At 40.2% G+C, this 24578-nt stretch carries 16 protein-coding genes; 10 read left to right on the forward strand and 6 right to left on the reverse strand.

Translation table 11 applies throughout. The annotated features are described in order from the left end of the window. Positions 1–6 precede the first annotated feature (6 nt). On the reverse strand, positions 7–1569 hold the full coding sequence (locus tag KO534_RS00175) for an esterase-like activity of phytase family protein (RefSeq protein WP_215925950.1): 1563 nt from the start codon (positions 1567–1569) through the stop codon (positions 7–9). 216 nt (positions 1570–1785) lie between these two features. Between KO534_RS00175 and KO534_RS00180 the strand changes: the two genes are divergently transcribed. Continuing rightward, positions 1786–2388: an HD-GYP domain-containing protein gene (locus tag KO534_RS00180; protein WP_215925952.1), complete on the forward strand. Its 603-nt coding sequence runs from the start codon at positions 1786–1788 to the stop codon at positions 2386–2388. Between the two features lie 73 nt (positions 2389–2461). Here the strand turns inward: KO534_RS00180 and KO534_RS00185 are convergent, their stop codons facing one another. Then, a complete protein-coding gene (locus KO534_RS00185) occupies positions 2462–3235 on the reverse strand; it encodes a substrate-binding periplasmic protein (protein ID WP_215925954.1) in 774 nt (257 codons plus the stop codon). A 319-nt stretch (positions 3236–3554) separates the two neighbouring features. Here KO534_RS00185 and katG point away from each other — a divergent pair, with 319 nt between their 5' ends. After that, on the forward strand, positions 3555–5738 hold the full coding sequence (gene katG / locus KO534_RS00190) for a catalase/peroxidase HPI (RefSeq protein ID WP_215925956.1): 2184 nt from the start codon (positions 3555–3557) through the stop codon (positions 5736–5738). Positions 5739–6043: 305 nt separating this feature from the next. Continuing rightward, positions 6044–7657 carry a DUF6174 domain-containing protein gene (locus tag KO534_RS00195; RefSeq protein WP_215925958.1) on the forward strand — a complete coding sequence of 538 codons (1614 nt, stop codon included), beginning with the start codon at positions 6044–6046 and terminating at the stop codon, positions 7655–7657. Positions 7658–7804: 147 nt separating this feature from the next. On the opposite strand, the gene KO534_RS00200 is transcribed toward KO534_RS00195, so the two are convergent. Continuing rightward, complete coding sequence (locus KO534_RS00200) at positions 7805–8383, reverse strand: helix-turn-helix domain-containing protein (RefSeq protein ID WP_215925960.1); 579 nt, start codon at positions 8381–8383, stop codon at positions 7805–7807. Positions 8384–8528: 145 nt separating this feature from the next. Here KO534_RS00200 and KO534_RS00205 point away from each other — a divergent pair, with 145 nt between their 5' ends. The 5 genes from KO534_RS00205 (at position 8529) to KO534_RS00225 (ending at position 16776) form a co-directional block, all read left to right on the forward strand. Next, entirely contained in the window at positions 8529–9575 is a 1047-nt protein-coding gene (locus KO534_RS00205; RefSeq protein WP_215925962.1) for an efflux RND transporter periplasmic adaptor subunit, read from the forward strand. After that, positions 9575–12616, forward strand: coding sequence for an efflux RND transporter permease subunit (locus KO534_RS00210; protein ID WP_215925964.1), 3042 nt, complete (start codon positions 9575–9577; stop codon positions 12614–12616). Before KO534_RS00205 ends, KO534_RS00210 begins: the two co-directional genes overlap by 1 nt. Positions 12617–12846: 230 nt before the next feature. Further along, positions 12847–14427 carry a sensor domain-containing diguanylate cyclase gene (locus KO534_RS00215; protein WP_215925966.1) on the forward strand — a complete coding sequence of 527 codons (1581 nt, stop codon included), beginning with the start codon at positions 12847–12849 and terminating at the stop codon, positions 14425–14427. Positions 14428–14789: 362 nt separating this feature from the next. Beyond that, on the forward strand, positions 14790–15884 hold the full coding sequence (locus KO534_RS00220) for a Gfo/Idh/MocA family protein (RefSeq protein WP_215925968.1): 1095 nt from the start codon (positions 14790–14792) through the stop codon (positions 15882–15884). Between the two features lie 115 nt (positions 15885–15999). Further along, positions 16000–16776 carry a glutathione S-transferase N-terminal domain-containing protein gene (locus tag KO534_RS00225; protein WP_215925971.1) on the forward strand — a complete coding sequence of 259 codons (777 nt, stop codon included), beginning with the start codon at positions 16000–16002 and terminating at the stop codon, positions 16774–16776. Between the two features lie 62 nt (positions 16777–16838). Here the strand turns inward: KO534_RS00225 and KO534_RS00230 are convergent, their stop codons facing one another. Further along, positions 16839–19139, reverse strand: coding sequence for a TonB-dependent receptor (locus tag KO534_RS00230; protein ID WP_215925973.1), 2301 nt, complete (start codon positions 19137–19139; stop codon positions 16839–16841). Positions 19140–19423: 284 nt separating this feature from the next. Further along, the gene (locus KO534_RS00235; protein ID WP_215925975.1) at positions 19424–21781 is read right to left on the reverse strand and encodes a TonB-dependent receptor; all 2358 of its coding nucleotides are present in this window, start codon (positions 21779–21781) and stop codon (positions 19424–19426) included. 662 nt (positions 21782–22443) lie between these two features. On the opposite strand from KO534_RS00235, the gene KO534_RS00240 reads away from it, so the two are divergent. Continuing rightward, positions 22444–22773: a DUF1801 domain-containing protein gene (locus KO534_RS00240; RefSeq protein WP_252731838.1), complete on the forward strand. Its 330-nt coding sequence runs from the start codon at positions 22444–22446 to the stop codon at positions 22771–22773. Between the two features lie 36 nt (positions 22774–22809). On the opposite strand, the gene KO534_RS00245 is transcribed toward KO534_RS00240, so the two are convergent. Further along, a complete protein-coding gene (locus KO534_RS00245; protein ID WP_215925977.1) occupies positions 22810–23724 on the reverse strand; it encodes a LysR family transcriptional regulator in 915 nt (304 codons plus the stop codon). 115 nt (positions 23725–23839) lie between these two features. Here KO534_RS00245 and KO534_RS00250 point away from each other — a divergent pair, with 115 nt between their 5' ends. Continuing rightward, a complete protein-coding gene (locus tag KO534_RS00250) occupies positions 23840–24571 on the forward strand; it encodes a CPBP family intramembrane glutamic endopeptidase (protein ID WP_215925979.1) in 732 nt (243 codons plus the stop codon). Positions 24572–24578: the final 7 nt, after the last annotated feature.

Raw genomic sequence — 24578 nt, forward strand, 5'->3', positions numbered from 1 at the left:
TTTGTTTTAAAACTCTAGGTTTTCAATAATATAGAGAGTATTGGCATCAATTACGGTTTGACCCGCATCCAAATATTTTTGCTCTAACACACCACCAGAGGCCCAAGTAGCAAAGTCGTCGTCGTTAATAACGCCTATAGTTGATTCGTTAATCAGCCACATGCCTTCTAACTTGTCGTGAGGGTATTGTACTTCAGATACTAAATCAGCCACTAAGGTTTTAGTAACAGGGGTGATGTTCGTTAATCCATCCCAACCTTCGTTTAAGACTACTTCTTCTAGGGTTTGCCCGTCTTTGGTTAAACCTAAGTCTGCGTCTTGGATCCAGGCGCCTGTATCCGCAATGGTTTCAACATCCGTAGCGCCACTAATGTCTATTTTATATAGGTGTTTCATCGCATCCGTATTAGATGCGTAAAAAGCGCCATCACGTTCAATTACCACAAATTCAGTGGCACTCAGGGCAAAGATGCCAGATTGAGAGTTTTGAGCTTTTTCTTGTTGGTATAGGTATTGTGAAACGCTGCCTGTTTCTGTATCTACCGTCACGATACGTACTATGTCTAACGCTTTAACTGCACTACTTGGGTTATACATAGTCGATTGCATAATACCAACAAGGGTCTTTTCGTCAGGTGTAATTGCCAAACCTTCCATACCACGGTTAGCACGGCGATTAGCAAATTCTGCCGGTAGATTGAAGGTGACACGATTATCATTTTCAAAGGCGTTAATGCGGTCAATTTCTGTTCCGTCTATGTCAAAGTGAACCATGTGAGGACCATATTCGTCACTGACCCAAAAAGTGCCGTCAGACAAGGCTACTAAACCCTCGCCATCTAATCCATAGTCATCAAGTAATATAGGGTTGTTGGTGGCATCATAAGCTTGCGACATGTCTTCACGCAGCACTTCAACTGTACCATCGCTTAACACTGCATATGGGGTTTCACCAGTGCCACCTAGTGCTGAGCTGTTAGGTAAACCGGTAATTAAGGTACCATTGGGTCGCTTAAGTAAAATCTCTTCGATGATTTTTACATCGCCATTGTCTTGAATTTCAAATAGCCCAATACGCGGTGTGTAGTCGGCGACAGGGAACACCTTACCTGTGCCTAAATCGCCAGTATAGCTCGCGTTAGGTCCTCGGTCGGTGAGTGCGTAAAATTGGTTAGCGTTGCTAGGATGCTTAACCATATCTGAGCCGTAGCCCCCATTGCGTATTTCAAAGTTTGCGCCTGGTTTGGCACCGTCTTCTATATCACTACGCAGCACTGAATAGGGTAAACGTGATCCAGTTGTGCCAACTGTATTGGCTTCGCAATCAAAAGTGGTGTTTTCAATTTCGCTCTCAGCTAAGGTGCCATCTGCATCAGCATCTAAACCTGATGTGATTTTGAGTCCACCAAAAGAACAATCACTGCTTCCAAACGCTAGAGTTTGATGATTAACTAAACTATTCAGGCCGTTGCTGCCATTTTCACCATTGGTGCCATCAGCACCATCATCGCCAGAACAAGCGGTCAAAAGAGCGACTACGCTCAACGAAATTATTCCTTTTTTATACATGTTATTATTCCCGTGTTTGTTTAAAACTACAAAATATTAGTGATGCTATGTAACAGATCTATTACGCATTTATGACGGTTTTATTATTGGATAGGCTAGAAGTGGTTAGAATGAAAGGCAGGTGAATTCAAATAGTTTGATATGTGGACTATTGTAACTTAAGCTTTTTTCTCGATTTTATTCAGTTAGCAAAAAAACAAAGTTATGGAAAATAGTATGAAACGTGATGTTTTTTTGTACCAATTAATTAATAGTATTTCTTCAATTTTGGCTGTTAACGATGATTATACTGCTCACCATCAAAATAATGTTGCTGTTATCGCTCGTTTGATAGCACAGCAGTTAGGTTTGAGTGCATTTGAAGTTGAGGGGATACGTATTGCTGGGCAAATCCATGATATCGGTAAATCAGCTATCCCTAATGAATTATTGACAAAGAGTGGGAAGTTGAATGATGAGGAATTTTCGTTGATAAAAACCCATGCCAGTCGAGCACAAGAGTTATTAGAAGGCATTGAATTTCCTTGGCCTGTGTTAGATATGGTTTTACAACACCACGAAAAAATGGACGGCAGTGGTTATCCCAAAGGATTGATCGCAGAGCAAATTTGCTTAGGTGCTCGAATTTTGGCCGTTGCAGATTTAGCGGATTCTATGATCAACCCGAGACCTTATAGAGGGGCACTAGGGTTAGAGAGCGTACTTGACGAATTACACACTCATGCACATTTGTACGACAAAAGTGTGAGTGAAGCATTCCGTAAAATCGTATCAGATGGTGGTAGCCGTTTATATGCAGCTATTGAAATTGTGCCCTAGAAAATAGGGTTAGAACGACCTTATCTCACCCACAAACACGGCTCACTTATACTGGTGGTTCGCTTGAGTGATTTTACTTATCAGTCAATATTTGATGATTACTCTCAGTTTCTAACTTTTGCATCTTTAGATTATGTTTTTCAAAATACGGTTCAATCTTATTGAGTTCAATGTACTTGGCCATTAGGTTGGCTACCTCGTCATAATACTGCATGGCCGCAGAGTTTTTAGGAATACTAATGTAGTGAGGATTATAAAAAGTTTCAGTAAAGTGACTTTTTTCGAATTTGCCTTCGAACATTTCTTTATTGTGAGATTCTGACGAAACGGCAATATCGATACGGCTCAGTGCCAGCATCGATACCAATTGTTCGGTTTCTTCAACAAAAATGACCCTTCTTTTATCCATTCTTGCAAATTTAGGAGAGTAAAAAACACCGTGAATAGCGCCCACCACCACTTTTTGTAAATCATCATAGGAGGTGATGTCTGATTTTAACGCGGGAGACTTAAAAAATGAGAGTTTTCGAACTCGATCCTCGTATTTAATTGGTGCTAAAAACTTCTCTCGTTCTGGCGTCATGGAGTGACGTATTAGAATATCAACTCTGCCTTCTTTGGCGTCTTTTAGGGAGCGCAACCAGGGGGCTTTTATCCAAATAATATTGTGGCCAAGCTCGTTAAAAATATCATTTACCAATTCGGGAACAGCCCCTAAACATTTATCGTTTTGAAAATATAAATCAGGCGGGTAGTCGCGACAGTGGGCCACAAAGTCTTTGGCGAACACATAATTGGAGAGCGTTGCAGTGATACAAATCATCAATATTACTGATATAAACTTCATTCTAACTCCCTTTAATCCACTCTTTATATGATCAATTTACGTGCTCATTTATTTTGATGGAAAACCATACAAAGTAGCTGTACTGAGTGAAAGTTCTTAATGGCAATATTTACATGAGCCGAGATTCAAATAAAGTAATACTTTAGCACGCCCATATTGGTCTAAAAATCTACCCTTGTTTTTTTCGATTGAACTTAACTATCAGTGCAATCAATATCCTTCATTAGAGCATGGTTCACAATTAGTGCTACATTTATTGGGAATTATTTTGGTGTGCCAATTTATCAAGTGCATACAACATCATCAGGAGCTTCATAATATGAGTGATATAGATAAATGCCCAGTAATGGGAAGTGGCGGCAAAAATAAACCTGAGCCGTTAAAAAATGAACATTGGTGGCCAAATCAGGTTAATCTCAAAATATTGCATCAAAACACTCGCGAATCCAGTCCTATGGAGCAGAGTTTTAATTATGCCGAAGAATTCAAAACACTGGATTTAGACGCGGTGATTGATGATTTACATACCCTCATGACAGATTCACAAGATTGGTGGCCAGCAGATTACGGTCATTACGGGCCGTTTTTTATTCGAATGGCTTGGCACAGTGCTGGCACTTACCGAACAGGAGATGGGCGAGGTGGTGCCGGTACAGGTAATCAACGTTTTGCACCAATTAATAGTTGGCCCGATAACGTAAATTTAGATAAGGCCCGCCGACTGCTTTGGCCGATTAAACAAAAATACGGGCGCAAAATTTCTTGGGCGGATTTGATCATTTTAACTGGCAACGTTGCATTAGAATCAATGGGGCTAAAAACCTTTGGGTTTGCAGGCGGCCGCACTGACATTTGGGAGCCAGAAGAAGATATTTACTGGGGACCAGAAGGAGAGTGGTTGAATGATGAACGTTATAAAGGCGACCGTGAACTCGAAGGTAACTTAGCGGCAGTTCAGATGGGGTTAATTTATGTTAACCCAGAAGGTCCCAACGGAGAACCTAGTGTTTTAGGTTCGGCTCGAGATATTCGTGAAACTTTCGCTCGTATGGCGATGGACGACGAAGAAACTGTTGCCTTAATTGCAGGTGGTCATACTTTTGGTAAAGCCCACGGAGCAGGTGATGCAGGCCTAGTTGGTGCTGAACCAGAAGGCGCAAGTATTGAAGAGCAAGGCTTTGGCTGGACAAGTACCCATAAAAGTGGAATAGGTGGTGATACTATCTCTAGCGGTTTAGAAGGAGCTTGGACCAACACGCCTACCCAATGGGACAACAGCTATTTCGATATTTTATTTGGTTATGATTGGGATATGGTTAAGAGTCCTGCTGGTGCAATACAATGGGTTCCAACAGATCCTTCTTCGGCAAATGTACCTGATGCCCATGATAGTAGTAAAAAACATAAGCCTATTATGTTTACCAGTGATTTGGCGTTACGTATGGACCCTGAGTATGGCAAGATTTCTCGTCGTTTCCATAAAAATCCACAAGAATTTGCCGAAGCTTTTTCACGAGCATGGTACAAACTAACCCATCGTGATATGGGACCATTTTCGCGTAGTTTAGGTAAATTGGTGCCTAGTGAACCTTTGATTTGGCAAGATCCGATTCCAGAAGTTGATCATGAATTGATTGACGATAACGACGTCGAAGTGCTCAAAGCTAAAATATTGGCAACAGGTTTGACTGTTCAGCAGTTAGTCTACACGGCGTGGTCATCTGCCGCGACTTTCCGTGGCAGTGATATGCGTGGCGGTGCCAACGGCGCACGCATTGCGTTGGCTCCTCAAAAAGATTGGGCTGTGAATAATCCACCGCAACTTGCATTAGTTCTGACAGCACTCAAAGAAGTGCAAGCTGAGTTTAATAAGGACTCTGGTAGTAAAAAAGTGTCACTGGCCGATCTGATTGTGCTAGCAGGGGCTGCAGCAATTGAAAAAGCGGCAAAAGACGCAGGTAGTGCTATTAGCGTTCCATTTTCAGCTGGACGAACCGACGCTCTTCAAGAGCAAACCGATATCGAATCTATAGCGGTACTCGAACCTATTGCTGATGGTTTTAGAAATTACATTGCAACTAACACTAGTTTTGAACCGGGAGATTTATTGGTAGACAGAGCGCAATTACTTAACCTAACTGCGCCTGAAATGACGGTTCTTGTAGGGGGATTAAGAGTACTAAACGCTAATGCCAATGGAATAAGCAACGGAGTATTTACGGATAAACCTGAAACCCTAAGCAATGACTTTTTTGTAAACCTATTAGATATGAATACTAAATGGAGCAAAACCGGTAAAAATGCATATCAGGGTAATGATCGCAAGACTGGAGCGGCTAAGTGGAGTGCAACTGATGTTGACTTACTATTTGGTTCAAACTCCATTTTGCGTTCGATAGCTGAAGTGTATGCGAGTAGTGATTCAACTGAAAAGTTCCTTGCGGATTTTGTGTCAGCTTGGAACAAAGTGATGAACGCAGACCGTTTTGATTTGGCTGAATAAAAGCCTCATTTTTAAATAGGTAAAATGAGATAGGTCAGTACCTAGGCTTAGATCAAACATTGAAAATAATAATAAGCGCTTCATTTGAGGCGCTTTTTTATTTTTAGGAGTAGGATAAGCGCTGTAATCAATTGTAATTTAACATAAGGATTACAATTGATTACAGAAATACAAATTAGGTTAAGCTATATTATTGAACAACTTAAAATAAAAACATTATTACTATGACTCGTTTATCCAGTTCGGCAAAAATACGCAATTTTAGATTTTCAGATAATTTAAGGTTTTCTGTTAAAGAGTTCATTTTGCTGCCTTTATTATTGGCTATTTTTGCGACTACCACTGGGTGTAATAGCTCTGACGATAAGATGCAGGTTATACAAGAAATCGATAATTCAGAGTCTGATTTGGAATTATTGCAAAGCGCTAAGGCAAAGTGGCAAAGCCAGTCTGGCCAATTTTATACCATTCAAAGTCAACGCTTTTGTGAATGCGCAACTGAGATGTCGTCACAAATGGAAATCAGCGTATCTGACAATTTGATACTGTCCGCATACGATATTGCGTCAGACCAAGCCATTTCTGCAGAAGTGCAGCAAGAAATCCAAACGGTGGATGACTTATTTGCGTTAATTGAAAAAGCGATTGCAGACGAGGTGTCGATTGAAGTCACTTATAACGAAGAATTTGGTTATCCTGAATCTGCGAAAATAGATCTTGAACAGCTTGCTGTTGATGGCGGTTTGTTTGTCACCTTATCAGATTTGGAAGTAAAGGACTCACTCTTGGCATTGGAAAAGGTCACGTGGGTGGTAGAGTCTTTCACTACAATCGCTGGCCCAAGACCCATTATCGATGGTTCAAATATTTCACTTTCGGTTGATATGCAAAATATGCAAGTAAGTGGCTTAGGAGGCTGCAATAGCTATAGTGCTGATTTGGTACTAGATGAAAAAAATAGCAATATCTCTATATCTAATATCGTTAGTACAGAGATGGCTTGTATTGAGCCAGAAGATGTTATGCAACAAGAGCAAAGTTATTTTGCTACTTTATCTCAGGTGCAGTTTTATTCATTTGACCAAGCCACGTTAACCATGGTGGTTGGTGGGGACTCGGGCTTACATTTTGTGGCCAAACAACATTCAGTTACTGATCCAATAGTTGTCAATCCATCAGATGAGACAAGTGCATTACAAGCGGCTAAAAAAAAATGGGACAGTCTTTCGGGGCAATTCTATACCATTCAAAGTCACCGATTTTGTGAGTGTGAAGATGAATATCAATCTCAAATGGAAGTGAATGTTTTAGGCAATAAGGTCGTATCTGCATTTGATACTGTTTCAGGTGACGAAATATCTGAAGAAATTCAGCAAGAAATTAAAACGGTAGATGGTTTGTTTGCCTTAATTGAAAAAGCCATTGCTGACGGTATTTCAATTAATGTTAGCTATAACCAAGAATATGGTTACCCAGAAACTGCGCAAATTGACCTTGAACAATTGGCTGTAGACGGTGGGTTACACATTAATTTGTCAGATTTGCAGATTAAAAACACACAAACAGCATTTGATTATGTTGTCTGGGAATTAACATCCTTTGATAGTATCGCTGGACCTCAACCCATAATTGAAAATAGTAGTGTAACATTGTCGATTGATGTTCAAAATTTACAAGTAAGTGGTTTCGGCGGCTGCAACGAATACAGTGGCGACTTGGAAATAGACAATAAGAACAACATGACAATTTCTAACATTGTTAGCACTGAATTAGCATGCACTGAGCCAGAAAATATCATGCAGCAAGAAATGAGCTATTTTTCCACCTTAGAGCAAATTCAATTTTTTAATTTTTATGATGCAGACTTAAATATGACAGTGGGTGCTGATTCAGGATTGAATTTTGTAATAGCTGATTAATCTGACTGATAGCTTTGATTGATAGATTGAGAATACGTCTACGTGAGTATTCTTAAGTTTTTGATTAATTCATTGACTAACAATGAGTCTGTTACTTAGCATTGCCGGTAACCTTACACGTAGCATTTTGCAGTTTCAAAATATATGCTATGCGTCGTTGACCTCACTTGCTATTTGGTAAATCCGCAGGGTTGTTCTCATCGTTTCATTCGGATCATCAACCGAGCTTGATAACATAATACCTTCAGCAACTGATTCTACATTTTTTGCAAATTCATAGGTACTTAAGCCTATAACACTCAGGCTCAACTGATTATCTTCGATAGCTTGGTTCAATTTAGTTTGGATCGCCTCTTGGGTTTTAATTCGGTTTTGTTCCAATAGGTCCGCGCAATGAGATTGCCCAGCTAGAAATAAATCCGATTTAATGATCGCGTTGGGTATATTTTCAAACACTTCAGTACAACGTTGCGATAAAAAATCATAAGTGTCTTCCCAAAAGCGACCTTGGCTATTTATATATGCTTGAACTTGTATGTCTTTTTCGAGCAAAAAATTTTGAATAAAGGCTCTAAACAAAATTTCTTTAGAAGAAAACTGTTTGTGGATCGTGACCCGCGACACTTTTGAGTACCGACTTATCATCGCAATACTTGCAGCGCTATAACCATGTTGGAAAAAACACTCTTTGGCTGTATCAAATATTTTTCGAGTACTATTTAACATCAATGTTCACCTCTTAGCTTGGCACATAGTCTACGATAACGACGCTATTTTTTCAACATGGTTTACACATTGTGTAAATGTGTTAACATTGCGGCGCTAAGTGTTAGTGTGTTTAATTTTTATTCAAGTATTTTGAGGAAGTAATATGAAATTGTGGGTCAGTGTAGGTGTATTACTGCTACTACAGGGGTGTTCTGAGTTAGCGGCGGTCGACCCAGAAAAGGCGCCAATAGTGGTGCAAACTTTCGAAGTGGCTGCACAACCAAGTAGTGAAGTGTATGAATTCCCAGCGGTTGTTTCAGCTGTGAAAAATGTAGAGCTTAAATTCGAAGTGGCAGGGCGCTTAATCGCCACTGACTTAATAAAAGGTCGAAAAGTTCAAAAAGGACAAGTCTTGGCTCAGATCGATCCCGCTCCTTATGAACGCAAAGTAAAAGATCGAGAAGTACGACACGAACTGGCGACTAATGATTTAAAACGTATTAAGTCTTTGTATAAAACAGGTGGCGTATCCCAGAGTGCTTATGACAATGCTAAAACACAGTTCGAAACTACATTATTAGATCTAAACAACGCTAAACAAGATTTGAGTTATACCAAAATTACGGCGCCATTTGATGGTTTCGTGTCTGACAGATATATTGAAAACGACAGTTATGTACAAGTGGGAAATTCTGTTGCCACTATCCAAGACCGTTCATCGTTGTATTTTTCTTTTGATGTACCTGAACGTGTAATGACCTTGAATAAAGGTAATACCGAAGTCATTGCCACAGCTCGTATCATTGGAATTGAAGAGCAAACCTTTAAAATTCACTATGTAGAACATGAAGCCATTCCAGACCCTATTACCCAGACATACAATCTAACCTTTGCAATTGATAATGCTCAAGAAACATTACTGATCCCAGGCTCAAGAGCAATGGTAACCATACAAAGCCAAAAAGCGACCGACAAAATTACATCAGTACCTGTTTCGGCAGTATTTGGGGATGGCGAAACTGGTTTTGCCGTATGGTTGTTTGACGAACAACAAGAAATCGTAACCAAACGCAAGGTCAGTGTAAACGGTATGTCTGGAAAATTTGCGATAGTTGACCAGGGTTTATCTGAAGGCGATAAAGTGGTGGCAGCCGGTATTACCTATATGCGCGAAGGTTTAATGGTAAGAGAATATAAGGCCGAACAGTAATGGATATCGCTCGCTATTCACTGACAAAGTCAGTCAACGTTTGGTTACTTGCCTTAGTTTGTATTGTGGGGGGGCTAGTCGCACTAGAGAACATCGGGCGTCTAGAAGATCCAGCGTTTACTATCAAAGAGTCCATGATAATGACCTATTATCCTGGCGCCAGTGCGGAAAAAGTAGAAAGAGAGCTTACCGAACAAATCGAAATTGCTTTGCAGAAAATGCCGCAATTAAGACGTCTGAAATCAACCAGTAAACCGGGTGTGTCACAAATTAGAGTTGAGGTCTTACATAATTACGACACCGACCAATTGCCACAAATTTGGGACGAGCTTAGAAAACGATTGAGTGATTTAACGTCATCCTTGCCATTAGGTACCACAGTACCTGCAGTCATTGACGATTTTGGTGATGTATTTGGATTGTATTACGCATTAACTGCCCCAGATTTTACACCTTATCAGGTGAGAGAGTTTTCGCGGATTATTCGCCGCGAATTGTTAACTATCGACGGCGTGGCTAAAGTCGATGTTAATGGCATTCTTCAAGAAGAGATTGTGGCAACTTTTGATACTTTCCAAATTGCTGGTTTAGGTTTGTCATTTCCTGATATTACCCAGCTTTTAGATAATAATTTACGTCCGTTTAGTGGTGGTAGATTGTTAGTCGAAGGCAAACAAGTCAGATTATCTATTGCTGATTCCTCAAATAGGCTCCAAGAAATACGTAACTTACCCATAGTTTTACCGGGGAATAATGCCTCTATTAAATTAAAAGATATTGCTGAAATTAGTATACAGCCGGTAGAAATTCCAGACAGTGCTATGCGTTATAACGGGGAAGAAGCCATCACCTTTGCAGTGTCAGCCAAATTTGATGTAAACATTGTGGATGTGGGTCACAAAGTTAATCAAAAAATTGATGAATTATTACATAGCTTACCTGCCGGTATTGAAGTTGAATCTTTGTATGACCAAGCCAGCATAGTGGAAACCGCTGTTGATGGCTTTATTGTTAATTTAGAAGTGTCTGTACTGGTTGTGACCCTAGCGTTGTGCATATTTATGGGATGGCGCTCGGGAGTGGTAGTGGGCGTTACTTTGTTAATTACCGTGTTGGGTACCGTATTATTTATGTGGTTATCAGACCTACGCTTACAGCGGATTTCGCTAGGAGCCATGGTGATTGCAATGGGTATGTTAGTGGATAATGCCATAGTAGTAGCAGAAGGCATGATGATGCGAATGGCAAAAGGTAAATCAGCTATCGAGGCCGCCAGTTTTATTGTTAGACGGACCCAATGGCCGTTACTTGGCGCAACCGTCATTGGTATTATGGCATTTTCGGGTATTGGTTTATCTGATGACGCGACCGGTGAATTTTTGTTTTCATTGTTTGCAGTAGTACTGATTTCACTGATGCTTAGTTGGGTGTTTGCGGTTTCATTGACACCTTTGTTAGGGCGTTACTTCTATAAAGTTGGTGAACAACAAGAAACTGAAACAAAACTATCAGGTTTTTCACTAGGCTACTTATCGTTTCTGAAACAAGCGCTGCGTTATCGATGGATTAGTTTGATTGTTTTGATCGCCATTACTATCAGTGCCTATGCGAGTTTTGGTTTAATTAAACAAGGTTTTTTTCCACCTTCTAACGCTCCAGTATTTTTTATTAATTATTGGAGCCCTCAAGACAGGGATATACGCAACACAGCAGAGAATATGATGAAAGGAGAATCAATCATATTAGATGATGAGTCAGTAACTTCGGTGGCAAGTTTTGTGGGGCGAGGAGCAGAGCGTTTTACTTTGCTATATGGCCCTGAAATGCCGAACGAAAGTTATGGATTGTTTTTTGTTAGGGTTGCAAACGCGGAAGATATTCCAGCTACTGCGAAGTCTTTAGCAGATAAACTAAAGTCAGTTGACCCTGATGGGCGTTTTTACCCTAAAGTGATTCAGTTTGGTCCGGCGGCGCCGGCTAAGTTAGAAACTCGAATTTCTGGACCCGATCCAACTATTCTCAGAAACCTTGCTCAACAAGTAAAAGATATCTATTTTGACGACTCGCTTATTGACAGTGTACGAGATGATTGGCGCGAAAAAGGCATAATATTAACGCCGCAATACGATGAGATAACCGCAGGTTTGGCTGGTGTCTCTCGTTCGGATTTCTCACAGGCTATTCAATTTGCTAGTAGTGGGTTACAAATTGGGCAGTTACAGTCAGGTGACTATCTATATCCGATCATTGCAAAAAGTCGTACCCAAGATACGCCTGACATGTCCGATATAAAAAATAGTATGGTATGGAGTAGCAGCCAAAGACGTTATATACCTTTTCAGCAGGTTTCTAGTGATATTAAATATCAAAGTGAAGAGTTGTTGATACAACGTCGAGATCGCGTGCGCACGATTACTGTCTCTGCTGAGCCAGGGGCTGATGAAACTGCAGGTGCCGCGTTTACTCGGGTACAAGGCCAAATTGAAAATATTGAACTACCTATGGGGTACTCTATCGAGTTTGGTGGTGAATATGAATCGGCTAACGAAGCTCAAGAAGCCTTAGGAAAAGGTTTGCCACTGGGATTCTTAGTGATGTTTTTAATTAGTGTGGTGTTGTTTGGTCGGGTACGGCAACCTTTGATTATTTGGTTAATTGTGCCCATGGCAATAGTTGGCGTTGTGGCTGGTTTGTTGGCCGCAGATATGCCATTTGGTTTTATGTCATTGTTAGGCTTTTTAAGCTTATTCGGCATGCTAATAAAAAATGCCATTGTTCTGCTAGAAGAAATTGATCTGCAGATTGCTGAAGGTAAACCGCCATTACAAGGGTTGATTGAGGCAAGCGTCAGTCGTTTAAGGCCGGTAGCATTAGCCGCTATTACCACTATTTTAGGCGTGCTTCCTTTATTGTTTGATCCCTTCTTTGCAGATATGTCGGTGACTATTATGGGGGGCTTGGCATTTGCTACCTTGTTAACCTTAGTTGCAGTACCAGTGTTCTATAGCCTGCTGTACCGTATTCCGTATAAGACTGATTAAGCTGGATTGCCTAGCTTGGGATAGTCTAAGCATTTATAAATGTTTGGTTTATCTCAAGCTAGTTAACTAGTTATTTGTTTAAATATTGCAGCTGTAAATAACAAGGACGTATATTGTAAAGCTACTTGTCTGTTTAATATTTTTTTGCGTTTAGAGCTTATTCTTTGATTTAATGTAAGAATACGTAAAAAATCTAAGTGTTTAAGATTAGGGCAAAGGGCTTAAGGATAATGAAAGAAGCGCAGTATCATTTAGAAATCGAATATAAGCACTTAAAAATTGTGAATCAATATTTGATGGACATCCTGCCCGCAAATTTAGAACATGAAATTGTCGGTTACTTATCTGACACATTGGTCAATAAACTCAATATCGAGGATATCGAATACTATTCATTTGATCCCGCAAAACAGATTCTTACTCTGACTACGGCTTTTATAAAAAAACAATCGAAGCCCCTCGAAGCCAATCAGTTAATAGAGGTTGGTTTAGACCAAGGACTTATCGGTAAAGTAGCGAAATCGCTACATACTGAAAATATTGATAACCTTCTTATTCACCCTGAATTTGTACAAAAAAATTCTGAGCATTTGTCCGCCATAGTTGTACCCATAGTGATAGGGGATAAATTACTTGGTGTCATCTATTGTGGCAGTAGGAATATTGCTGATTTTTCTTCTCAAACTCAAAAGTCTTTAAACGCAATCGCTTCTATTACCGCCATCAAACTAGAAAAGAACAGCGCCATAGAACAGCTACAACAAACCATCGAGAAACTGGAATATAGCGGTAAAATTCAGGATACTTTGTTTGAAATTGCCGAGCTCATTTTTGAAACATCAGATATGCAAGAGTTTTATGAGCGTCTTCATAAAAGCATCGCTAAACTCATGTTTGCTTCAAATTTTTTTGTAGCCTTAGTCATTGATGATGGGAAAGCTATCACTTTGCCTTATGCTGTAGATGAAGTTGATGAAGTGCCGCCTAATGAAGTGATTCCACTCGATAAAGACAAGCCCAGTATTACTGGCTACGTGTTAAATACAAATAAACCACTACTGGCAAGTAAACAGAAAATGCAATCCATGATTGATTCTAACGAGGTTTATATAAAAGGGTCTTTGCCTTATGCGTGGTTAGGGGTTCCGTTTGGTAATCCACCTCTGCATGGTGTGGTAGTAGTACAAAGTTACAAAGAAAATATTGGTTTCACCAAAAAAGACGAGCAATTGTTATGTTTTGTCGCAAGACATATCCGAAATGCTATCGAGAGGATGCAAGCTCGGGCAGACTTACAATTTATGGCATTGCATGACCCCCTTACCAAACTGCCAAATCGGTCATTGTTTAACGATAGGGTACAGCGCGCTCTAAATAACAGTAAAAGAGACCAACATAAAAAAATGGCATTGCTGTTTTTGGATTTGGATAATTTTAAGCAAATTAATGATACTTATGGTCACCATATTGGGGATCTTTTGTTGGTAGAAGTAGCAGGTCTAGTTAAAAAATGTATTCGTGATACCGATAGTTTGAGTCGATTGGGTGGTGACGAGTTTGCTATCTTGCTCGATGATATTGCGACAATTGAATATGCTGAAAAAGTGGCGAAGAAGGTCATCAAAGCTGTTACGACACCATTAATGTTGGATGAAAACCAAATTAACACCTCTATCAGTATAGGTATAGCATTTCAAAATCTGAACGATAACACCCTTGACTCTTTGATGATCCGCGCAGATAAAGCTATGTACCAAGCCAAGCAACAAGGCCGAAATAGGCTAGTTATTGAACAGGGTGGATCAGATTAGCAAGGGTCATTGCAGTTATTAGTTAAAGCAGTTAAAGACTGATTTTCTTAACGCCGCAACTTGGATTGTTGTCTTTGTGTGGCACAATTTCTAGTTCCACTAGCTAATTTTTCTGTTTGATTTCTTGGTTTTAGTCGCGTCAGTTTTATCGTTATCCATCTTGATATGCGTTTTGAGTGATACCAGATTACGATGGATTGGCATTATTTTATTTTTAGATGAAATAATAGCCGTTGCACTACATACGTTTGCATATTTACCCCACCACCTAAATCATATTATTCTCGTAACATAGCCAAATAGTAAAACAAACCTTAGAGACAACTAAGTCATGTTTTTCAAAAAGAACACAGGCGTATAAAATGAAAAAAGTAGTGTATCTCTTTTTACTCATTGGAATATGTTCTCAGGTAAAAAGTACCGAGTCCGCGCTACCAATAGCGGTAGTTGGACTGACGCATGTGCACTTAGGTTGGGTTTTTGAGAGTGAACAACGAGGTGAAATAAAGATAGTTGGGTTGGTTGAATCCGATACACAACTTGCTTTACGGTTATCCAAACAATTTGGCTTCGCGATGAGCCTAGTTTATCCAGACATGCAGAGCATGATGAAAACGGTGAAACCCAGCGCCGCTGTGGCATTTGGTAGTATCTATGAACATTTAGAAGTGGTTGAAACACTGGCGCCTTTAGGTGTGCATGTTATGGTTGAAAAACCGCTCGCGGTTAATAGTGAGCATGCTCAAAAAATGTATAAACTGGCTAAAAAGCATCGTATACATTTACTGACGAATTATGAAACCTCTTGGTATGCCAGTAACTATAAAGCCTACGATATTGTTAAAAGTGGCGAGATAGGCGAAGTAAGAAAACTGATAGTGCGTGATGGACATAAAGGCCCAGCTAAATTGGGTTTACACGACGAGTTTTTGGCTTGGCTATTTGACCCTGTACAAAATGGAGGAGGGGTGATTATTGATTTTGGTTGCTATGGCGCAAATCTGTCTACATGGCTAATGGAAGGCAAAACGCCGTTATCTGTCACAGCTGTTACGCAGCAATTGCAGCCAGAAGTAAATCCCAATGTAGAGGACGAGGCGACTATTATTCTCACTTATGAAACCTCGCAAACCGTGATACAAGCTTCTTGGAATTGGCCCATGGGCCGTAAAGATATGGAAATTTATGGACTAACGGGCGCAGTGTATTCAGATAATAGTCAAAATCTTAGAGTCCGTATCGCTAAAGGCTACGACGAATATCATGAAAAAGTACAGAAACTTCCAAGGTTAGCAAGTCCTTATAATAGCGGCTTTAGTTACCTTAAGGCGGTAATTGAAGGTAAAGTAAAAGTTAAGCCAACAGATTTATCGGCCCTTGAAAACAATATGACGGTAGTGGAGATTTTGGACGCCGCTAAACAAAGTGCCACCAAAGGTCAAACCATCTACTTATAAATTTAAAAATTTGGCTAGCTGAGTATTTGAGACTCGTACCGATAAGTTATATGTGACTTTTATTGTTTCCACTGTAACTGGTATATTCGTTTTAGAATTTACAGGGAGCCTTGCTTTGAAATACTTAAAACTACAACCAATTAATTTTGCGAGTTCACTGCTAGTTTCTTTAGCACGCAGTGGAACTGGAATTAGCAGTAAAGCCGCAGCAGTTAAGCCTGATGTAGCTTTGATGTTATTCGACATTGAGGGTTGCCCCTATTGTAGATTGGTTAGAGAAGCATTAACTGAGTTGGATTTAGATGCAGAAATTTATCCCTGTCCTAAATTGGGAACGCGCTATCGAGAGTTGGTGCTTGAAACAGGAGGCAAGACACAGTTTCCTTTCTTGAGCGACCCTAACACTGGTGTTCAGATGTACGAATCCTTAAGTATCATCAAATACTTATTTGAAACCTATGGCAAACGACCCTTACCGTTAAAATGGCAATTTGGAAAGTTACAAAAGCTGGCGTCTATGGTAGCTAACACGGCTCGACTTGGGGTAGGGCAAATCAAAAAGGCATCCCGGCCCCCTGAACAATTACTCGAATTATACAGTTTTGAAACCAGTCCCTACGCACGTATTGTGCGCGAATGTTTGTGTGAGTTAGAGATCCCTTATATTTTACGGAGTTGTGGTCGAACTGAATTAGGTGAATGGTTATTACCACAAGTCAGAGACGCGTTAAATATAAAGCCTAATAGTGCACTCTCTAATCGCAAGCACCTACAAAACATAGAGGGGAAAATGGCAATCCCTTATTTGGTCGATCCTAATAATAATGTTGCCATGTTTGATTCAACAAAAATTGTTGAATACTTGCAGGTTACCTATGGTAGTAACCAGTAAATATTGTCACATAAGAACGACAAAAGGCGTCCTAAGACGCCTTTAACTTAGGCGGTCAGCAATTAATAAAAACGTACTTTAGCTTCAATTCCAAAGATTCGTGGTTGATTAACAATGCCTGTTAAGTTATTGAAATCTATCGCACCTTTTAGATTTTCTTCATCAGTAATGTTACGACCGAATAGGCTAATGCTGTAGTCGTCAGCAAAGTTTTCATAAGAAATTCTTAGGCCACCTTCAAAGTTATCATTGGTTTTAAACTCAAGTGAGCTATATAAAAACAAATTTGTTTTGCCTTGAAATGCCCAGTCGGTGTAGATAGAAATCTCCGCATCTTCGCCAACAGGAAACGCGTAGCGAGCGGTGAAGTTAAAGATGGTTTCTGGTGCTTGCGGGAACGGATTGCCATCTATTGATACTCTGTAGCCATCAACAGTTGGATCAATCACTGTACAGTTACCAGTAAAGTTGAAACTTGGGTTTGCACCACAAGGTAAAACCGTTAACGAATCATCTTTAATTTCGGTATGGTTGTAACTGTAACCAGCGGTTAGGGTTAAATTATCGGTCACTAGATATTGTGCATCTACTTCAAAACCATAACCCACACCTTGGTCTGCATTAATCAGAGCGGTATTATTGGCTCCACCACCAATGGCCGAAAATTGCACGTCATCAATTTCGTAATAAAAAGCCGCTACGTTTAAGCGCAGGGTATCGTCTAATAAGTCTGTTTTAGTACCCACTTCAAAGGAATTGATGGTTTCAGATTCAGCAACCGAAGGAGAGCCTTCAAAGGCTACATCTCGTCCTTGAATAGTCTGGGCTCTAAAGCCGTTGGCTACTCTGGTAAACAATGACGTGTTTTGGTTAACTTTGTAGTTGGCGCTAAGCTCCCAACTGACTTGGCCGTCGTCTACGTTAATATCTTCATAGTCCTGAACCGAAGCGGCACCAATGACTACAGCAAAACCATCTACGTTTTGCTCACCTACAACCAGTGATTTGTCGTCTTTGGTATAACGTACACCACCAGTTAGGTTTAATTTTTCGTTGACATCATAAGATGTCTGCCCAAATACTGCCCAAGTGGTGTTGTCATGAAACACTGTGGTGGCACCATAAAAGCCGTCAATACTGGTTACGTTGAAAGACGATTCGTAATAAAAAGCCCCTACCTGCCAACTAAGCGCGTCACTGGTGTCGCTGGCTAAGCGGAATTCTTGGGTAAACTGTTCAAGATCATCCAAGTTATCTTGAGTCACAGCACTAAATGCAATATTACCAGGGTAAGTTAATTCTGTTGTGCCATCGCCATTAATGTCGGCGGCTTCGGTTAATGTTACACCACCATCTATGTCACCTAGGCTTGAGCCTTCGGCGTTTTCAATTGCAGTGATGCTGGTAAGACTCATATCTTCTAGGCCAAACTCCAGTTTTAAAGACGCGCCGTAGTTTTCATAAGTTTGCGGGTTATTATCCGCGCCATTCCCATCGATATCGCCATCGTAATAAACCTTGTCGCGGTCGAAGTTTTGATTCAGATCATTACTGCCACGAGTTAGGATATTGGCTCGAAAAACCGACGCCGTTCCGTCAAGTTCACGTCCATGAACACTTAATAATGCCGAAAAATCATCAGAAGGCTGATACGCCAATTGACCACGCCAGGCTTTTTCATCAAAGCCACCAATAACATCGTTTTGCCCGGTGTAGGCATTATCAATCCAATCATCTCTGTCTTGTGATAACACAGAGAATCGCCCGGCAAGATCTTCTCCTAGGCTTCCGCCAACCGCGCCTTCAATATTAAAGGTGCCTAGATTACCCACACCTAGTTTAACGTAGGCATCAAAATCATCACTTGGTTTAACCGAATCGAATTTGATTATGCCGGCTGTAGTGTTGCGTCCAAATAAGGTACCTTGTGGACCTCGAATCACTTCTACTTGTTCGATATCAAACAACGGAAAACTTTTCAATATTACGTTTTCTTTGACGACATCGTCCATAACAATAGAAACCGGTTGTGATGCTGCTAGGTCAAAATCTGTGTTGCCTAGTCCGCGAATATAAAAACGAGGGGCTACTCGACCATTTGATGTTTCGGCATATAATCCAGGTACGCGAACGGCTAACGCTATGATGTCTTCGCCACCTGCAAAAATGCTTTCAAATTGTTCCCCGTTTAATGTGGCGATAGAAATAGGCACCTCTTGAATACTTTGGGTACGTTTTTGAGCCGTCACTGTAATAGACTCTAAAGCTCGCTCGCTTTCTTTGGCCTCTTGTGCAATTGAGACTTGGCTAATTAGTGCTGCGTGGATTGCAATGACTAAGGCGCTTTTCTTTAATGTTTTCATGAGTGTCCTTTTGCGTTAATTATTAAAGGCTAATGTGTCTAGCCAGAGAAGGAGAATATCTTAGTTTGAGTGTCTTTTGCACCAATTTAATGCAACTATAGCAGAGTATGAGTGGCTGTTGTTTAATGCACTATGTTTGGGAGTTGGCTAGGTTAACTTTAGATCTTGCGCGTTTTAGACTTGGTATTAGGGTGAAAATAAGCAGTGTTTTAGAAAGTTGTAAAAGAGGCCAGCGAAATACGATTGCTAGCCTCTAATGCTACCATTACTCGTTATCTGTGTTTCTAGTCACCAAATGCCATATTAAATTCAATTCCTACAAATCTAGGTGGGCCGGCAACAAAGGTGGGGTTGCCAAAACTTCCACCGGTATTTCCCGCATCGACTAAGTATTCTTTGTCAAATAAGTTACTGACGAACAAACTGACAGACCAACTGTTTGTTTCGTTTGCGATACCCACTCGGGCATTGACTAAACTAATGGCGTCTTCACTAATATCTAATCCTGAAATCGGGGCATTAGCGGGTTCAAAGAATATGTCTGAGCGGCAGCTGTATACTAAAGAGCCTGTTAAGCTTAGATTATCTGTTAACGGTTGATTATATGAAATCCCTGTACTGACCGTCACTTCTGGTTGTAGACGGAATCGATTACCGGCTAAGTCACCATTGTCACTGTCGTCGTCAATTTCTGCGTCAATGTAAGCAAAATTAGCAAATACGTCGAAATAATCCCCTAACAATGCTCTTAACTCTGTTTCAACACCAATGTTGGTGGCTGAACCGGCATTGGCAGTGAAAAAATTGCCTGCATCGTCTTGCTGGGTTACCTGAAAATCTGAATAATCTTGATAGAATATTGAGGCAGAATAAGTGATTGAACGATCTAAAGCCTGACCTTTGACACCTGTTTCGTAGTTCCAGATGATTTCAGCTGGCACTAAAGTTACATCTGCTATGGCTCCATTTTCGCCGGCTTGAGAACTAACATCTAGCACTTCAGAACGGCGACCCTTAGAAATAGTCGCGTAGAGATTGGTATTTTTGTTTAAGTTATACAAGATGTTAAAACGTGGCAACCAATCGTTAAACGTGTCGCTTGCTTCAAACTTTTCACCATTTGTGTCGACAACTGGCAGTAACGGTCCAGGAGCACCCACATTAGTTAAAATGACTGAGTCGGGAGAAACTGCGCTATACCCACTGGTTTTATCTTCGGTTACATAACGTAGCCCTGCGGTAAGTTCAAGGTTGTCACTAACCGAATAAGTAAAATCGGCAAAAACGGAGAAGGTATCAGACTCGCCAAAATTGCTAAACAATGCACTGTAAGGTAATTCTGATGCGGCACCAACGGTTAGAGCAGGAGTGAGTATGTTGACTGAGCCATCTCCATTAATACAAGGTAAACCAGTACCTAAGGCGCTAAGACAATTTAAGTAGATTGACTCCTCAGTACTAAAAGGTACACCTTGATTACCATCTTCGGTAAAATAGCTGATACCAGCAATGGTAGTAAGTTTATCGCTAGTGTGCAGTAATCTAAACTCTTGGCTAAACTGATCCCCTTCGGCGTCTTCGGCAAATTCTAAAAACCACGCTTGGGTACCGTCACCATCAAATATTTCTAATGAATCGAAGCTACGAGTGGCGGTGATTGAAGTAAACATAAGGTTTTCAGATAGGTCCCAATTGACAGTTAAATTAATGTCATCTGTTTCACGTTTTACGCCTAGTTTATCTGATCCAAGCACCTCGGCAGAGTATGGGCTGCCCGACATTTCTACAAAGGTATACGGGCTAGTATCACCGCCTGTTGGCGCATAAATACCATTTTTGAATGAAGTGCCGGTATCGTCATTTTCTTCGTGAGTTAAGGTTAAATCGGCTGTAATGCTTTCATTTGGAGTAAAGCGAAGTGAAGCTCTAAAAGCAGTACGTTCAATGCCATGCATATCTTCTTGATGAGTACCGTTTGGATTTTGTGAATCGGCGTCTCCGGCTTTGTTTTCAATAAAACCATCTCGTTGACGGTAACTAAAGGCAAATCTGCCTTGTAGGGTTTCGTTTCCGCCTGTGACATACCCCTTAGCCTGTTTAGCTGCAAAATTGCCTAAACCTAAAGTTATAGAAGAAGAAAAGTCTTCTTCTGGCTTATTAGTGATGACACTCAAAGCTCCAACAGAAGCGGCTGTGCCAAACAGGGTGGCCTGGGGGCCTTTCACGACTTCGATACGCTCAATATCAAACATTTCGAAATAGGAACCCCGAGAGCGAGAGATATCCGCACCGTTATAATAAATAGACACGCGAGGTGCTGCTTGCGCTGAGCCACTATCTGAAGTAATGCCTCGAATAACAAAACCTGGGTTGTTCGGGCTTTGTTCTTGGATCACAAGTCCTGGAGTGATTTCAGATAACATATCTAGCTCACCAACTCCCATGGATTCCAAAAAATCACCATTGTAAGCACTGATACTGGCAGGTACATCTTGAATTGATTGAACACGTTTTTGAGCAGTGACCGTTATCTGCTCAATTTCTTTATCTGGTGTTTGTTGAGCAAAGACTGGTGTGCCTAATAAAGCGGCAATGAGCAAAGAAAGTTGATTAAAAACAGGTGTAAAGGTTTTATTATTCATATTGTCGATTTTCCCATCGTTTATTCGAAAGTGTGCTTTTAGATGGTCGCCAAAATAGGAGGTTTGTAAGTCGTTTCGATGACACTAATATGACAATAGCATTAAATTGAAAAATTTGATTGTTGTTAACTCATTGTTAATATTAACTTTATTTTACTGAGTTGGGGAGTAAGCAGGTTCTTTAAACTATTACTAAAGGTATAGGGGGGACGTTTTCCTATGCAGTTAACTTTTTATCGCTTGGTGTTTTACTCAAACATACTATTGTATTGGCGACTATACCAAGGTGGAATTTAGGTAGCTAATTCAGGCGTCAGCTTTAGCCAACACCTAATTGAGAATTTGGGGGCCTTAACACAAGTTTAACGACAGCAAATTGAACAACGCATTTTTGTAGATTGGGTAGTTGGAGATGGCTATCCTAAAGCTGCAATAACTCACTTGGATAAATAACGCGATTGCGAACTAGAATAATGAATGGATAATTATACCGCTAACAATCACTTAGTTTAGAAATAAAAGTGCTATCATTTCATAGCGCTGTTACTGCATTAATCGGAAAGTACATGGCAGATAATAAAACACAACCTACACAAAAGAGTGCATTGGATTTTATTGAAACAATAGCACACCCACAACGTCGAGCTGATGCTTTTGAATGATTGGATATCTTTGCGAAAGTAACAAAGCGTGAAGCTGTGCTCTGGGGAAGTAGCATCATTGGGTACGGTCGCTATTGCTACCAAACGGCAGATAAAAAAACGCATCAATTTATGCGCACTGGTTTTTCCCCACGAAAACAAAACTTGGCATTGTATATTATGGTGGGATTCAATGAATTTGAAGAACAACTGCAACAACTTGGTAAGTATAAGACTGGCAAATCTTGTTTATATATTAATAAATTAAGCGATGTCGATCAGCACGTTCTCAGTAAACTTATTCAACAGTCATTTGATGAAATGGCCCGTCGATATCCTATTGATGTTTAGCTATAGGTGTAATTATCCTTACTATTAACGAATAGGTTACCAATATTTTCTTTTTGAAAGAAAGAAGTCAATAAAAGCCCGAACCTTAGGTTGCTCAAGTTTAACCTGATGATAATAGATATATATCTCCGCTGACGAGTACCAGTATTTTTCTAATACAGGTAATAACTGACCATTGGCGAGGTACGCTTTAATATCATTATTATCTACTAAAGCGTTGACTAGCCCTAAGCCTGATACCGCAAATTTTGATTGCCCTGAGACTGTTTTCATTGGCGCATCGAGGACAACAAATTCCATTTCATGTTGTTGACTATTGGCGACCTTATTAACGATAAGAATATTACTGGGATCGCTGTGTGGGTGGCTAATTACCTTGTGGTTTTTGAGTTCGTCAGGTGAGTTGGGGGTGCCGAATTTAGTTAGATATTCAGGGGACGCAAATATACCTAATTGTGCTTTCCAAAGGGATCTGCGTTTTAACGAAGGGTGTTGTATTCCTAAATATTCATCAATTCCCCAATAAATATCGTAGGGGTTTTTATCTATGTCGATGACGCTTTCTTGTACTTCAAAAACGAGTTCTATATTTGGATAACAATGATGGAATTCTGCCAGCCAAGGGAAAACGGTTTCGTCGTAAGTTTGGGATGACTGAGAAACCACATTCAGCGTACCAGAAAACTCTCCTTGCCGAGACTCAAGCCAATGCGCCATAGCATCATGTTGTTCCAGTATTTTTTGTACTCTAAGCAAAAACTCTTGGCCAAACTGAGTCAATCTGATTTTTCTGGTACTGCGTTCAAATAAGGGTTCTGCCAAACGTTTTTCAAGTTGTGAAACTTGTTTACTCATTGCCATAGGAGTTTGCCCTTGCGCATTGGCTGCGAGTGTAAAGCTGCGGTGTTTAGCAACAAGAGTAAAGGCAATTAAGGTTTCTGTTTTAAACATGAGATTTATTTATAATCTTTTAGTTTACAATATGTAAAATAGTATACCATTAATTTGTATTGGATTTCCCTTTACACTTGATTCAGATAATTAATGAATCGGTGTGGGAAACAATATGACATATCTAGAGTATCTATTATGGGGGTATTTCATCTTGAATCCCCTGTACATTTTTTTGACTTATAAAAAAGAAAAACAAAACGTTATTGCTCAGCCATCACTGCGTGTTGGCTTGTATGTTAGTTGGATGTTACATCTTATTTTACCGGTAATTGTTTTGATGGTGCTTATCAACCAAACCGCAATTTCATTAGAAAGCATTGGTTTAAAATGGCAAATGGACTTGGCTAATTTACTTGGTATCGTGGCTGTGTTAGCGCTTTGTGGATATTTTTTATTTTCACTCAAACAACTCAAGAACAACACTACTGAACACTCAACAATTAGAAAACAACTTGCCTATATTCGATGGATGACGCCGTCTAATTCTAGAGAGGCGCGTTATTTCATTTTAGGATTATCTATTACTGCGGGTATTTGTGAAGAAATTCTGTTTCGAGGTTATCTAATGCAGGTGCTCGGGGGCTATTTTCCAACCTATATGGTCGTAATCATTTCGAGTCTTGTGTTTGGTTTACCACATATATACCAAGGTCCGATTCACATCTTACGAACGGCCATTCTGGGGGCAACTATGGCGTTGATTTATCTTTTTACTGACTCACTTATTGTTCCAATTATTCTGCATGCCTTGCTCGATATGTATGGTGGAGCAATGGCCTACATTGTTTTTTCAAATGATTCAGGGCAACACTTAGACGAAACTCTACCAAGTGAGTCTCATTGATCACTTT

Source organism: Paraglaciecola arctica (genome assembly GCF_018861065.1).
Lineage (GTDB): Bacteria > Pseudomonadota > Gammaproteobacteria > Enterobacterales > Alteromonadaceae > Paraglaciecola > Paraglaciecola arctica_B.

Bases quoted from the DNA above. Each gene is read 5' to 3' on its own strand.
- katG (WP_215925956.1), top strand. From the start codon at position 3,555: ATGAGTGATATAGATAAATGCCCAGTAATGGGAAGTGGCGGCAAAAAT.
- KO534_RS00175 (WP_215925950.1), bottom strand. From the start codon at position 1,569: ATGTATAAAAAAGGAATAATTTCGTTGAGCGTAGTCGCTCTTTTGACC.
- KO534_RS00200 (WP_215925960.1), bottom strand. From the start codon at position 8,383: ATGTTAAATAGTACTCGAAAAATATTTGATACAGCCAAAGAGTGTTTT.
- KO534_RS00230 (WP_215925973.1), bottom strand. From the start codon at position 19,139: ATGAAAACATTAAAGAAAAGCGCCTTAGTCATTGCAATCCACGCAGCA.
- KO534_RS00235 (WP_215925975.1), bottom strand. From the start codon at position 21,781: ATGAATAATAAAACCTTTACACCTGTTTTTAATCAACTTTCTTTGCTC.
- KO534_RS00180 (WP_215925952.1), top strand. From the start codon at position 1,786: ATGAAACGTGATGTTTTTTTGTACCAATTAATTAATAGTATTTCTTCA.
- KO534_RS00245 (WP_215925977.1), bottom strand. From the start codon at position 23,724: ATGTTTAAAACAGAAACCTTAATTGCCTTTACTCTTGTTGCTAAACAC.
- KO534_RS00210 (WP_215925964.1), top strand. From the start codon at position 9,575: ATGGATATCGCTCGCTATTCACTGACAAAGTCAGTCAACGTTTGGTTA.
- KO534_RS00185 (WP_215925954.1), bottom strand. From the start codon at position 3,235: ATGAAGTTTATATCAGTAATATTGATGATTTGTATCACTGCAACGCTC.
- KO534_RS00215 (WP_215925966.1), top strand. From the start codon at position 12,847: ATGAAAGAAGCGCAGTATCATTTAGAAATCGAATATAAGCACTTAAAA.
- KO534_RS00220 (WP_215925968.1), top strand. From the start codon at position 14,790: ATGAAAAAAGTAGTGTATCTCTTTTTACTCATTGGAATATGTTCTCAG.
- KO534_RS00250 (WP_215925979.1), top strand. From the start codon at position 23,840: ATGACATATCTAGAGTATCTATTATGGGGGTATTTCATCTTGAATCCC.
- KO534_RS00205 (WP_215925962.1), top strand. From the start codon at position 8,529: ATGAAATTGTGGGTCAGTGTAGGTGTATTACTGCTACTACAGGGGTGT.